The 12,603-nt window shown below is 66.8% G+C and carries 16 protein-coding genes; 11 read left to right on the forward strand and 5 right to left on the reverse strand.

Translation table 11 applies throughout. The features are described 5' to 3' along the window. The first annotated feature begins 53 nt into the window (after positions 1 to 53). Positions 54 to 401: a hypothetical protein gene (locus tag KTQ37_RS02115; protein ID WP_218628806.1), complete on the forward strand. Its 348-nt coding sequence runs from the start codon at positions 54 to 56 to the stop codon at positions 399 to 401. Between the two features lie 68 nt (positions 402 to 469). Here the strand turns inward: KTQ37_RS02115 and KTQ37_RS02120 are convergent, their stop codons facing one another. After that, on the reverse strand, positions 470 to 658 hold the full coding sequence (locus KTQ37_RS02120; protein ID WP_218628807.1) for a DUF1127 domain-containing protein: 189 nt from the start codon (positions 656 to 658) through the stop codon (positions 470 to 472). A gap of 319 nt (positions 659 to 977) precedes the next feature. Between KTQ37_RS02120 and ruvC the strand changes: the two genes are divergently transcribed. The 4 genes from ruvC to KTQ37_RS02140 all read left to right on the forward strand — a co-directional run bounded on the left by ruvC (position 978) and on the right by KTQ37_RS02140 (position 3,770). Then, positions 978 to 1,529, forward strand: a complete 552-nt coding sequence (ruvC, locus tag KTQ37_RS02125; RefSeq protein WP_218628808.1) for a crossover junction endodeoxyribonuclease RuvC — start codon at positions 978 to 980, stop codon at positions 1,527 to 1,529. After that, a complete protein-coding gene (ruvA, locus tag KTQ37_RS02130) occupies positions 1,526 to 2,194 on the forward strand; it encodes a Holliday junction branch migration protein RuvA (protein WP_218628809.1) in 669 nt (222 codons plus the stop codon). The genes ruvC and ruvA overlap by 4 nt, the downstream gene beginning before the upstream one ends. Before the next feature lie 85 nt (positions 2,195 to 2,279). Further along, the gene (gene ruvB, locus KTQ37_RS02135; RefSeq protein ID WP_218628810.1) at positions 2,280 to 3,314 is read left to right on the forward strand and encodes a Holliday junction branch migration DNA helicase RuvB; all 1,035 of its coding nucleotides are present in this window, start codon (positions 2,280 to 2,282) and stop codon (positions 3,312 to 3,314) included. Positions 3,315 to 3,362: 48 nt separating this feature from the next. Continuing rightward, positions 3,363 to 3,770: a group III truncated hemoglobin gene (locus tag KTQ37_RS02140; RefSeq protein WP_218628811.1), complete on the forward strand. Its 408-nt coding sequence runs from the start codon at positions 3,363 to 3,365 to the stop codon at positions 3,768 to 3,770. A gap of 1 nt (position 3,771) precedes the next feature. Here KTQ37_RS02140 and KTQ37_RS02145 read toward each other — a convergent pair whose 3' ends face one another. Both KTQ37_RS02145 and KTQ37_RS02150 read right to left on the reverse strand, forming a co-directional pair. Further along, positions 3,772 to 4,788, reverse strand: coding sequence for a YcjF family protein (locus tag KTQ37_RS02145; protein WP_218628812.1), 1,017 nt, complete (start codon positions 4,786 to 4,788; stop codon positions 3,772 to 3,774). Continuing rightward, positions 4,785 to 6,188, reverse strand: coding sequence for a YcjX family GTP-binding protein (locus KTQ37_RS02150; protein ID WP_218628813.1), 1,404 nt, complete (start codon positions 6,186 to 6,188; stop codon positions 4,785 to 4,787). Before KTQ37_RS02150 ends, KTQ37_RS02145 begins: the two co-directional genes overlap by 4 nt. 116 nt (positions 6,189 to 6,304) lie before the next feature. Here KTQ37_RS02150 and truA point away from each other — a divergent pair, with 116 nt between their 5' ends. After that, positions 6,305 to 7,090: a tRNA pseudouridine(38-40) synthase TruA gene (gene truA / locus KTQ37_RS02155; protein ID WP_218628814.1), complete on the forward strand. Its 786-nt coding sequence runs from the start codon at positions 6,305 to 6,307 to the stop codon at positions 7,088 to 7,090. Here the strand turns inward: truA and KTQ37_RS02160 are convergent. Together KTQ37_RS02160 and KTQ37_RS02165 are read right to left on the reverse strand one after the other, a co-directional pair. Further along, complete coding sequence (locus KTQ37_RS02160; RefSeq protein ID WP_218628815.1) at positions 7,075 to 8,655, reverse strand: polysaccharide biosynthesis protein; 1,581 nt, start codon at positions 8,653 to 8,655, stop codon at positions 7,075 to 7,077. The two genes, truA and KTQ37_RS02160, sit on opposite strands and share 16 nt — an antisense overlap. 80 nt (positions 8,656 to 8,735) lie before the next feature. Beyond that, positions 8,736 to 9,341, reverse strand: a complete 606-nt coding sequence (locus KTQ37_RS02165) for a sugar transferase (RefSeq protein WP_218628816.1) — start codon at positions 9,339 to 9,341, stop codon at positions 8,736 to 8,738. Positions 9,342 to 9,498: 157 nt separating this feature from the next. On the opposite strand from KTQ37_RS02165, the gene KTQ37_RS02170 reads away from it, so the two are divergent. From KTQ37_RS02170 to rimI, 5 genes are all read left to right on the forward strand, one after another. Further along, a complete protein-coding gene (locus tag KTQ37_RS02170) occupies positions 9,499 to 10,365 on the forward strand; it encodes a branched-chain amino acid aminotransferase (RefSeq protein ID WP_218628817.1) in 867 nt (288 codons plus the stop codon). A gap of 61 nt (positions 10,366 to 10,426) precedes the next feature. Continuing rightward, entirely contained in the window at positions 10,427 to 10,882 is a 456-nt protein-coding gene (locus tag KTQ37_RS02175) for a universal stress protein (RefSeq protein ID WP_218628818.1), read from the forward strand. Between the two features lie 76 nt (positions 10,883 to 10,958). Further along, the gene (locus KTQ37_RS02180; RefSeq protein ID WP_218628819.1) at positions 10,959 to 11,525 is read left to right on the forward strand and encodes a NifU family protein; all 567 of its coding nucleotides are present in this window, start codon (positions 10,959 to 10,961) and stop codon (positions 11,523 to 11,525) included. Continuing rightward, positions 11,515 to 12,171 (forward strand): tRNA (adenosine(37)-N6)-threonylcarbamoyltransferase complex dimerization subunit type 1 TsaB, encoded by a 657-nt coding sequence (gene tsaB, locus KTQ37_RS02185; protein WP_218628820.1) that lies wholly within the window; start codon positions 11,515 to 11,517, stop codon positions 12,169 to 12,171. Before KTQ37_RS02180 ends, tsaB begins: the two co-directional genes overlap by 11 nt. Next, complete coding sequence (gene rimI, locus KTQ37_RS02190; protein WP_218628821.1) at positions 12,171 to 12,596, forward strand: ribosomal protein S18-alanine N-acetyltransferase; 426 nt, start codon at positions 12,171 to 12,173, stop codon at positions 12,594 to 12,596. The genes tsaB and rimI overlap by 1 nt, the downstream gene beginning before the upstream one ends. The last annotated feature ends 7 nt before the right edge of the window (positions 12,597 to 12,603 follow it).

Raw genomic sequence — 12,603 nt, forward strand, 5'->3', positions numbered from 1 at the left:
GCATACTTGTCTGTACTGGTTCCGTGGCTCCGCTTTACCTCAGGGTGGCGAAGATGACTGATAGCAAAATAGAGAATTTTCAAAGCCGGCTGGCCCGTATCGACCAGATACATGCGGCCGGCGGTGCGTTCGAGGCCGACGGCGCCTTGGGCCGCACCTATTTTGATACCCACCGCAAGAAGGCGCGCCGCGCCATTCCGTGGCGGGGATTCTCGCTTCTGTTTCTGGCCGCGCTCCTGCTCAAGGGGTCGCTGCTGGCATCACTGGGCGAGGATGTTTACGGCGAGCGGGTCGCGTCCCTGACCGCCGGCAATCAGTTTGAGAAACTTGGTGCCTGGGTCCTGAAGGTCGAGCCGGCGACACGGCTCGTAGCGGATGTGTTGCGTCCTCTGATACGCTGATGCGCTCCGCGACAAAGCAAAGGGCCGCGCAGTCTGGACTGCGCGGCCCTACTCGTTTTGATCCATGATCAGCCGGCCACGCGATCGATGTCGAAGCGGGTCAGACCGATATCGGCAAGCTCACGGTCGGTCAGGCGCGACAGGGCGTTGCGGGTAACGCGGGCGTCGTTCCAGGCCAGCACCGAGTTGATCATCTTCGAGACGAAGCCGGCATGGGTATTGCGGACCGAGAGGAGAGTGGTGTCAGCGGCGGACATTTTCGTTTCCTGTTCATATACTGCGTGATCTTTGGGCATTGCCCTTCTGACCGGGCAGATAGTTGGGGCCATCTGCAAACACAACTCACGCCAAAGCAGTCCCGCCATGCGAAAATCGCATGGCAAAACCACCCTTCTCGCCGCTCCGTTAAATTGCCCGAAAGCTGGTCATTTCGTAGCGCCATCCCCCCTGCCTTCGCGCATTTCGCCGCACCGCAGCAAAATCTGCGCATTTAACCCCTCCGGCGCTTCCGGCTTTGCGATGTTCACTTTTCGTGCTAACCGTTGAAAAAAGGCAACACGAGCAGGGCAGGAACGGATGCGCGTAATCGGAATCGACCCGGGGCTACGCAACCTGGGCTGGGGTGTGATCGAGATGGCGGGCTCGCGACTCAGTCATATCGCCAATGGCACCATCCATTCGGCAGGCGATGAACTCGCGCTCAGACTGGTTGTCCTTCACGCGGAACTGACCGAAGTGATCGCGCGCTACACCCCCGACGCCGCGGCGGTCGAGCAGACCTTCGTCAACAAGGACGCGGTCGCGACGCTCAAACTCGGACAGGCACGCGGCATCGCGCTTCTGGTCCCGGCGCAGGCCGGGCTGGCGGTCGGCGAATACGCTCCGAACGCCGTGAAAAAGGCGGTTGTCGGCGTCGGCCATGCCGACAAGACGCAGGTTCAACACATGGTCCGCCACCAGCTTCCCGGCGTTCAGTTCGACGGGCCGGACGCCGCCGACGCGCTCGCCATCGCCATTTGCCACGCGCATCATCTGCAATCATCCCAACGCGCCAATGCCGCGATGCTGGGTCGTAGCGCATTGGCCGTCAGCGCAGATCAGGCCCGCATCCGGAGGGCGCGCTCATGATCGGCCGTATCGCGGGAACCATCCTCCACCGCGCGATGGATCACGTGCTGATCGACGTGCGCGGCGTGGGTTATATCGTCCATGTCTCCTCCCGCACCGCCTCCTCCCTTCCCCCGGTGGGTGAGGCCTGCGCGCTCTACACCGACCTGCTCGTGCGCGAGGATCTGCTGCAACTCTTCGGCTTCCCCACCTTGATCGAGAAGGAATGGCATCGCCTGCTGACCTCGGTACAGGGGATCGGCGCCAAGGCCTCGCTCGCGATCCTCGGCACCCTCGGCGCCGAGGGCGTCGGCCGCGCCATCGCGCTTGGCGACTGGAGCGCGATCAAGGCCGCCCCCGGCGTCGGTCCGAAACTCGCGCAGCGCGTCGTGATGGAGCTCAAGGACAAGGCCCCTACCGTCATGGCCATGGGCGGCACGCTCACCGTCGATGCCGCGCCCTCGGATGACGTCATCGAAGCCGCGCCCAAACCGCGCACCCGCCCCGCGCCCGCCGCAACCCCCAAGGCCAATTTCACCGCCGAGGCGCTCAGCGCGCTGACCAACCTCGGCTACAACCCCTCCGAAGCTGCCAGCGCCGTGGCCGAGGCCAGCGACCACCCCGACGCGACCGACACCGCGAAACTGATCCGCACCGCCCTTCGCCTGCTTGCCCCCAAGGACTAGCCCTTCTTCTTGGCCCAAATACCTCGGGGGTGCAGGGGGCAGCGCCCCCGCTTGCCCCCACCGCCCGAAAGCGCATAACTGAACCATGACCGAACCCGACCCGACCCTCCGCCCCGAACGCCTCCCCGATGACGCCGACCGCGCCCTGCGCCCGCAGACGCTCGAGGAATTCGTGGGTCAGGCCGAGGCCCGGGCCAACCTGCGCGTCTTCATCGAAAGTGCGCGGATGCGGGGTCAGGCGATGGATCACACGCTGTTCCACGGCCCGCCGGGCCTGGGCAAGACCACGCTCGCGCAGATCATGGCGCGCGAGTTGGGCGTGAACTTCAAGATGACCTCGGGGCCGGTGCTCGCGAAAGCAGGCGATCTCGCCGCGATCCTCACCAACCTCGAAACCCGCGACGTCCTTTTCATCGATGAGATCCACCGCCTCAACCCGGCGGTCGAAGAGGTGCTCTACCCCGCGATGGAAGACTTCGAGCTTGACCTCGTGATCGGCGAAGGCCCCGCCGCGCGCACCGTGCGGATCGAGCTGCAACCTTTCACCCTCGTCGGCGCCACCACCCGCCTCGGGCTGCTCACCACCCCGTTGCGCGACCGCTTCGGCATCCCGACCCGGCTCCAGTTCTACACCGAGGACGAGCTTGACCAGATCGTCACTCGCGGCGCACGACTGCTTGGCATCCCCTCCGATCCCGAGGGCACGCGCGAGATCGCCCGCCGCGCCCGTGGCACGCCGCGCATCGCCGGGCGTCTGCTGCGCCGCGTTGTCGATTTCGCGCTGGTCGAGGGCGATGGCCGCCTGACGCAGAAGATCGCGGATCGCGCGCTGACCCGCCTTGGCGTCGATCACCTCGGCCTCGACGGCGCCGACCGGCGCTACATGATGCTGATGGCCGAGCATTACGGCGGCGGGCCGGTCGGGGTCGAAACCCTCTCGGCCGCGCTCTCGGAAAGCCGCGATGCCATCGAAGAGGTGATCGAGCCCTTCTTGCTCCAGCAAGGCCTGATCCAGCGCACACCGCGCGGCCGGATGCTGGGCCAGCGCGCCTGGCACCACCTTGGCCTTGCCGCCCCGATCCAACCGGGCGCACCGCAGGGCAACCTTTTCGACGGCTGAGACAATACGCCGCTTGCTCGCGCCCGCGCCCGGCCCTATCCCGATTGCATGAGTGGAATTCCGCCCCGTTTCGAGATCACCGAAGCCGAGATCGACCTTGTCGTCGCCCGGTTCTATGCCCGTGTGCGGGTGCATCCGGTCCTTGCGCCGATCTTTGCCGCCCATGTCGAGGATTGGCCCGCGCATGAGGCCAAGATCGCCCGCTTCTGGAAAGGCGCGATCCTGTTCCAGCCCGGGTACGAAGGCTCACCCATGATCGCGCATCGCCGCGCGCAGAATGTCGAGGCCGCGCATTTCCCGCAGTGGCTCGCGGCCTTCGACGAGGTTCTGAATGAGACGCTCTCACCGCAGGCCGCGGCAGGCTGGTCGGCGTTGGCGCATCGCATCGGTCAGGGCCTGCGCATGGGCGTCGAGGATATCGGCCGCCCTAGCGGGATCGTCCCGACCCTGCGCTAGATCATTCGGCCTCGGCCGATTTTGACTTGCCGAAAAGCCCGGTCAGCGCACGCCGCGTCAGGTTCGCGACGCGCGGCTTTTGCAGCACCCGGAACGGCATCGGACGGCACACCTCGATCGCGGCCACGCCGACCCGCGCGGTCAGCGCGCCGTTCACGACCCCCTCGCCAAAGCGGCGCGAGAGCTTCGAGAAAAGATGCCCGCCGGTGACGGTCTCGATCAGGTCATCCCCGGCGGCAACCGCGCCGGTGGCGACCAGATGCGTCATCACGGTCCGCGCCAGCCGCAAACTACCCAAACTGCCGGCGCGCCCGCCGTAGATCTCGGCAATGCGGCGGATCATCCGCAGGTTGGCGCTAAGCGCCGTGAACACATCGGCCAGCGCCAAGGGCACCAGCGCCGTCACCGTGGCCACGGTGCGCGCCGCGGCCTCGATCTCAAGGCGCGCAGCGGCGTCGAGGGGCGTCATCAGCTCGGTCTCGGCCAGCACCAGCAAAGTGTCGGTGTCGATCTGCTCGGGCGCGCGCTCGGCCAGATTGGCGCGCGGCCAGTCCATCTCGGGGCGGGCGGCGTAAAGCGCGCTGAGATGCGTAACAACCTTGCGCGCGCGGCCCAGATCGTCGGACTGCGCGGCTTCCTGCACCTCACGGTGAACACGATCAAGACGCTTCAGCCGAGCGAAGGCCGACAATTCGCGTAGCCCCACCAGCAGCGCGGCAAGGATGAAGGCGGCAAAGAGCACGCTGGCCACCCAACCCAGGATCGGATTGGCGGTGAACATCCCCTCGACAAAGCGCCAGGCCGCGACCGAGGCAAGGAAGGCCACCAAGGCGCCGGTCGCGCGCCAAAAGAACCGCGCGAGGCGCGAGGGCGGACGCGCCGCCAGACGCGCGGCAATCTGCATCGCGCGGCCTTGGAGCGGCGCCTCGCCCGGCTGCGGCAGATCGCTGACTGCAGGCGCCTCGGCGGGCGAGGGCGCAGGCGTGTCGATCTCGATCATCACCGGTTTTTGGGTCATAGCTTGTCCCCGATCAGAAATTCGGCGGCCCGGTCGAGCCGGATATGCGGCGGCCCTTCGCCCGGACGCAGGCTGACCGCGGCAGGGGCGAAGGCCATGATCGAATAATCCGCGCCCAGCCAGTGCCGCGCCCCGTCGCGTGCCGGGGCCAGAAGCTGCGCCGGGTCGAGCGGCAACTCGCCCGGATAAAGCGCGACCGAGCGGCCATCCGCCAGACGCCCGCGCACGGCGGGCAATTCAACCCCGTCATGCGCAATCGATTCCTCGGTCGTCGTGCGCAGGGCAGCAATCGAAAGGGCCTGCGTCTTTGCGCCCGCGAAATCGGCGCGATCCTTGGCTTCACGCAAGAGCGCGCCGGTGATCGCCGTCAGCCGGGCGTGCTGGCTGTGGTGCAGATGGTCGGCCTTGGTGGCGGCGAACAAGATGCGCTCCACCCGGCGCCCGCCCAGAAGCGAGGCAAGAAACCCCGCCGTCCCCGGCCTGAAGGCTTGCAGGATCGAGGCCATCGACTGGCGCAGATCCTCCAGCGCGGCGGGGCCCGCATGAATGGCGCCCAGCACATCCACCAGCACCACCTGCCGGTCGATCCGTGCGAAATGATCGCGAAAGAATGGTTTGACCACCTGCGATTTGTAGGCGGCATAGCGGCGCGCCATCTCATGCCCCAGAGAGCCGCGCGGATACTCGCCGGGCGGGATCGGCGCGAAGGTCAGAACGGGCGAGCCCGCCATCTCGCCCGGCAGCAGGAAGCGCCCCGGCGAGCAGTCGGAAAATCCAGCCTCGCGCGCGGCGTGAAGATGCGCAGTGAAGGCCTCGGCCAGCGCCTTGGCGGCAGGTTCGTCGAAGCGCGCGGTCAGATCGGCAGCCGCAAGCGCCGCCTCGAACGCCGCGGCCCCCGGCCGCGCACCGATGCGCGCCAGAACGCCTTCGGACCACTGGGCATAGCTTTTCTCCATCAGCCCGAGATCGAGCAGCCATTCGCCGGGGTAATCGACGATGTCGAGATGCACCGTGCGCAGCCCGCGCAGCCCGCCAAGCAGGCCCGTCGGCGCGACACGAAAGCTCAGCCGCAATTCGGAAACCGCGCGGGTGCCCTCGGGCCAGTGCGGCGCGGGACCGGTCAGTGCACTGAGGTAGCGCTCATAATCGAAGCGAGGAACGGTGTCGTCGGGCTGCGGTTGCAAGAACGCCGCCCGAATATTCGACGCGCCCACCAGCGCGGGCATCCGCCCCCTGTCCAGCAGGTTCGCGACCAGCGAGGTGATGAACACCGTCTTGCCCGCGCGCGACAGCCCCGTGACCCCAAGACGGATCACCGGCTCGAACAGCCCCTCGGAGACCGAGGCGCCCAGCCCCTCGATCCGGCGCCCAAGCCCGTCTGCAATATCGGAAATGCCCAATGCAATGCCCTTGTGTTGCCTTCCCCCCAAGATAGGCGGGCCGCAGCGTTTTTGTTAGAGGGCGCTGCGGGCCGAAGGGGATTGTCAGCCCCGAGCGCGCGGGCTAAGGCCAATCCATGCCCAGATACGCGTTCAAGATCGAGTATGACGGAGGCCCGTTCGCCGGCTGGCAACGGCAGGCAGACCAGCCCTCGGTGCAGGGCGCGGTGGAGGCAGCGCTTGCGCGTCTTGAACCGGGCGCGCACACGATCGCGGCGGCGGGGCGCACCGATGCCGGGGTGCACGCGACCGCCCAGGTGGCCACGGTGGATCTGGCGAAAGACTGGGATCCCTTTCGCCTGTCCGAGGCGCTGAACTTTCACCTGAAACCCGCGCCGGTCTCGATCCTGGCGTGTGCGCGTGTGGAGGAGGACTTTCATGCCCGCTTCTCAGCGATCGAGCGGCGCTACCTGTTCCGACTGATGCAGCGCCGTGCACCGGCAACGCATGATCGCGGGTTGGTGTGGCAGGTGCTCAATCCGCTCGATGTGCAGGCGATGCGCGACGGCGCCGCACATCTTGTCGGGCATCACGATTTCACAACCTTCCGCAGCTCGATCTGCCAGGCGGCAAGCCCGGTAAAGACGCTCGACGAGATCCGCATCGAGGAAATCGAGATCCCGCATGGGCGCGAATACCGCTTCCACCTGCGCGCCCGCAGCTTCCTGCATAATCAGGTGCGCTCAATCGTCGGCACGCTGGAGCGTGTGGGCGCCGGGGCCTGGGCGCCCGTGCAGGTGCGCGAGGCGTTGCTGGCGCGGGACCGCGCGGCCTGTGGCCCGGTTTGCCCGCCGCAAGGACTCTACCTGTGCGGGGTTGGCTATCCGAGCGACCCGTTCGAGCCCGCTCATTCCCCCGGATAATAGGGTCGCGCGAGAGCCACGGGGCTTGGGGCGTTCGGCTGTCCCTGGGGGACGTAATCGCGGACGGAGCGGCGGATGACCTCGATCATCGCGGCATCGGCGGCATTCTCCATCGCATTGCGCAGATCGCGCAGCGCAGCGGCCATCTCCAGTTCGGACAGGTGATCCTCGCGCACACGAATGATCTTGGGATGGGCGGTCAGTTGCGCGCCCGAACGGACCATCAGTTCTTCGTGCAGTTTCTCGCCGGGCCGCAGACCGGTGACGCGGATCTCGAGTTCGCCATCGGGGTTGGAGGCGTCGCGCACCGAATAACCCGCACCCCGGATCATCCGGCGCGCCAACTCTCCAATACGGACCGGCGCGCCCATATCGAGAACGAACACCTCGCCGCCCTCCGCCAGCGCTCCGGCGGTCAGCACCAGCCGCGCGGCCTCGGGGATAGTCATGAAATAGCGCGTCGCGCGTTCATCGGTCAGCGTCAGCGGCCCGCCGCGCGCGATCTGCTCCTGAAACAGCGGCACGACCGAACCAGACGAGCCCAACACATTGCCAAACCGCACGATCGAGAAAACGGTCCCTCCCTCGCGTGCGGCAAGGTCCTGCACGACCAGTTCGGCGAACCGCTTCGAGGCACCCATCAGGCTGCCGGGGCGCACCGCCTTGTCGGACGAGACCAGCACGAACCGCGCCACCCCCGCGGCCCGCGCGGCCCGCGCTACAACCGCCGTGCCAAGCGCGTTGTTCGCGAGCCCCACGCGCGCGTTCTCCTCGACGATCGGCACGTGTTTGTAGGCGGCGGCGTGCAGCACGATCTCGACCCCGTGCCGGGTAAGGATGTTCGCGATATGCGGCGCATCCAGCACCGAGCCGAGCACAGGGACAAGTTCGACCCCGAAGGTGTCGGCCAGAGGGCGCAGATCTTTCGCGATCCGGTAGAGCGCGGCCTCGGACAGGTCGAGCAGAACGAGTTTCGCGGGGCCGCACTGAACGATCTGCCTGCACAGTTCCGAGCCGATGGTGCCCCCGCCGCCCGTGATCAGGATCGCGCGCGACCGGTAAGCCTCGGCGCCCATCGGCAGGCAGTCATCCACGACCGGCCGCCCGAGCAGATCGTCGGTTGAAAAGGGCCGATCGGAGCCGTCCAGCGCCATGTCCGGCAGCGGCGGCATGCAGTGCACCTCGACGCCAAACCCTGCGAGCCTGCGCCGGAGAGCACCTTGCTCCACCGCAGACATGAACGGCATCGCGATGATGATCCGGTCGATCCTGCGCGCGGCAATCAGCCGATCCAGCCGGGTCGGCGCACAAACCTGCACCCCGTTCAGCGTGGCACCGTGCAGTTCCGGATCGTCGTCCAGAAACGCGACGACCGATGTATTGGGGCGCGCCTTCAGCGCCTCGGCCAGGACGCGTCCCGCCCGACCCGTGCCGTAGATCGCAACGCGCGTCATGCTCCGCTTGCGGACAGCGTGCAGTCGGCCGAACCATGACAGGAGCACCTTGCCCAGACCCGCCGCACCCTGCGGTCGCGGCGCCGACACCTTGAGAAACTGCTTGATCATTCTGTCCCGCCATCCGCTCCGGAATCACGCGCCCATGCCTCGTCGATGCTTGCGGCGCAGGGTAAAGTTCCGATTAACGCCTATCGGATCACGCGCAGCGCGGTTTGCCCGATCAGCGTCAGGTCGAGCCAGACCGAGGCATGGCGCTGATAGAACAGATCAAGCCGCGCCTTGGCGGGGATACAGCGTCGACAATAGATGCGGTCCGCCTCTTCGGGGGTCGCACAGCGGCCAAGCAGCCGCTCCTCTTGCCGGTGGTAGCGCAACGAGGCAAGCCCGGTTACACCCGGTCGCGTTCGCAGCACCCGGGCGTAGACCTGCGGATACCGCTCCACATACTCGCGCAGCGGCGGGCGCGGGCCGACAAAGCTCAGATCGCCGCGCAGAATGTTCCAGATCTGCGGCAGCTCATCCAGGCGCGTTCGGCGCAGAAAGCGCCCCGTGCGAGTCACGCGCGCCGCCTTGTGCCCGCCCGAGACACCGCCATCTTCCGCGACCACCCGCATCGTGCGGACCTTCCAGAGTGTGAAACTCTCGCCCACGGATTTCATCCGCTCGGACCGGTGCAAGATCGGCCTGCCCTCGACCAGGGCGACCAGCGCGCACACGGCCAGCATCGCAACGGCCAGAAACGGCAAGAGCAGAAGGGCAAGGCTCAGGTCAAACAGGCGTTTTTCTAGGGTCATGGCAGCTCCCCATCTCGGGTGACGATTCTTCCGCCATTGAGACACCCATTGATTGAGAAACCCTTGCCCGGCCCGAGTGATTTGACACCGATACAATCCCCGTTCTGGACCTTGCCCGCCCACGGTGCTTAGATCGCCGCGCGACAAGGAGGCCCAAATGTCTTTCGGCAAGAACATCCGCACCTATTTCGAAGGCCAGTGGCACGAGGGCGACGTGCCCGTCATGCGCGCGGCTGATCACGGCATCTGGCAGGGTAGCTCTGTCTTCGACGGCGCGCGGCTGTTCGACGGCCTCGTGCCTGACCTTGAGGCCCATTGCGCACGCGTCAACCGCTCGGCCGAGGCGCTGATGATCACGCCCACGGTGGAAGCCGCCGACATGGTCGCGATTGCCCGAGAGGGGCTGCGCAGATACAGCAAGGATGCCGCCGTCTATATCCGCCCGATGTACTGGGCGATCGATGGCTCGGATCTGGGCGTCGCCCCGGCGCAGGGCGTGACGGGCTTTGCGCTCTGCCTCGAAGAGGTGCCGATGCCCGCGCCCGACGCGACCACCACGCTGACCACCACGCAGTTCCGCCGCCCCGTGCTGGCCGACAATGTGTGCAACGCGAAGGCGGGCTGCCTTTACCCCAACAACGCGCGGATGCTGGTCGAGGCCAAGCGCAAGGGCTATGGCAACGCACTGGTGCAGGACGCCATGGGTAACGTGGCCGAAACCGCCACCGCCAACGTCTGGATGGTTAAGGATGGCGAGTTCTTCACCCCCATCCCAAACGGCACCTTCCTTGCCGGCCTCACCCGCAAGCGCCACATGGAGAACCTGCGCGCCGCAGGCTATGTGGTGCATGAAACGGTGCTGACGCTCGATGATTTCCGCGAGGCGGATGAGGTCTTCCTGACGGGCAACTTTGCCAAGGTCACCCCCGCCGTCGCTTTCGACGACATGCGCTATGCCCATGGCCCGCTAACCCGCAAGGCCCGCGAGATCTACATGGACTGGGCGGCCTCCTGCCCACTCTGATAGGCGCAGTTGCCAAAGACCCCGGCGCGGGCGATGATCTGCCCAGCCAAGAGGAGATCACATGCGCAAGTTTCTGGTGGTGCTCGACGATACGCGCGAATGCCTCAACGCCATGCGTTATGCCGCGATGCGGGCTGCCCATACGGGCGGCGGGGTGATCATCCTCTCGGTGATCCCGCCCGAGGAATACCAGCACTGGATTGGCGTCGCCGAGATCATGCGCGACGAGGCCCGCGAGAGGATCGAGGCGCATTTCGAGGTCTTCGCAAAATGGATGCGCGCAAAGCAGGGGGTGAACCCTGAACTGGTCATTCGCGAGGGCGAACCGGCCATCGAGATCCTCGACGTAATCCGGCAAGACCCCGAGATCGGCGTGCTTGTGCTGGGAGCGGGCACCGACAAGTCCGGCCCCGGTCCGCTGGTGACGCAACTCAGCCGCAGCTCGGGCTCGCTGCCCTGTCCGCTGACGGTGGTGCCGGGCGACATGTCCAAGGAACGGCTCGAAGAGATTACCTGAGCCCCTGCGACAGCCTGAAAACTTGACCTCTTCGCTCGGAATGCGCATATCACTGGCAAGCCCAAAGGAGGCGCAGATGTTCATTCAGACCGAAACCACCCCGAACCCCGCCACGCTGAAGTTCCTGCCCGGACAGACCGTGCTTGAGGCAGGCACCGCCGACTTCCCTACTGCCGAGGCGGCGACAAAGTCCCCGCTGGCGCGTCGTATCTTCGCGGTGCCGGGCGTGACCGGCGTGTTCTTCGGCTCGGACTTCGTCACCGTGACGAAGGACGGCGCGACCGAATGGGATCATGCCAAACCTGCGATCCTCGGCGCGATCATGGAGCATTTCCAGTCCGGCGCCCCCGTGATGGAGGGCGATGGCCCTGCTGCAGGCGGCCATGCCGATCATGACGAAGGCCCCGATGCCGCCATCGTCATGCAGATCAAGGAACTACTCGACACGCGCGTGCGTCCGGCCGTTGCGCAAGACGGTGGCGACATTACCTTCCACGGTTTCGAACGCGGTGTGGTCTACCTGCACATGCAGGGCGCCTGCGCAGGCTGCCCCTCTTCGACGCTCACACTGAAGATGGGCATCGAGAACCTGCTGCGCCATTACATCCCCGAGGTGACCGAGGTGCGCCCCGTTGCCGTCTGACGCACTCGTCCTCGGCTTCGACACATCGGCCGCGCATTGCGCGGCCGCTTTGTTGCGGGGCGAACGCTGCATCGCGCAGCGCAGCGAGGACATGGGCCGCGGCCAGGCCGAACGGCTGATGCCCCTGATCGAGGAACTGCTGGCCGAGGCGGGTGTGAGCTGGCGCGATCTGGACGCGATCGGCGTGGGTGTCGGGCCGGGTAACTTCACCGGCGTGCGAATCTCGGTCGCCGCCGCGCGCGGGCTTGCGCTATCGCTTGGCATTCCGGCCCATGGCGTGTCGCGGTTCGACAGCGAGGTGCTGGGCACCGGAGGCCCGGTGCTGGTCGCACTTGATGCCCGCCAGGGCAAGATCTACCTGCAAGGTTTTCTCGACGGCGCGGCGACATCCGCCCCGGCGCTTGAGCCGCTCGAAGGTCTCGCCGCCCCCGCCACAGCGGTGATCGGCGATGCCGCCGCGCACGTCGCCGAGGCGACGGGAGCCACGGTATTGGGGGCCGCGCAGTATCCGATTGCCGAAGCCATCGCCCGGATCGCCGCTGCGCGGCTGGCCAGCGGCGCCGCCGCGCCCCGGCCCGCGCCGCTGTATATGCGCGCCGCCGATGCGGCCCCGCCTTCGGACCCGCCGCCGGTGATCCTCGACTGATGACCCCCGCCGAACTCGCCACGCTGCATGCCCGCTGCTTCACCACCCCGCGCCCTTGGAGCGACGCGGAGTTTGTCGAACTTCTGGCATCACGCTTTTGCTTTCTGCTGACCGAACCCGAGGGCTTCGTGCTGGGCCGCGTAATCGCGGGCGAGGCCGAGCTTCTGACCCTTGCCGTCGCCCCCGAGGCCCGGCGCCACGGCACCGGCCGCAAACTGGTGGAGCGCTTCGCCGAGACCGCAACCCAACGCGGCGCGGATGCCGCCTTTCTTGAGGTCTCAGCCGAGAACGCCCCCGCGCGGGCGCTTTATGCGCAGGCGGGCTGGACAGAATCGGGGCGCCGCAAGGGCTACTACCGCACCCCCGAGGGGTGTCATATCGACGCGGTGATCATGACATGGGCGCCCGATAGGCCCGGTGTTTGACCAAACA

Source organism: Sedimentimonas flavescens, from assembly GCF_019264375.1.
Lineage (GTDB): Bacteria > Pseudomonadota > Alphaproteobacteria > Rhodobacterales > Rhodobacteraceae > Rhodobacter > Rhodobacter flavescens.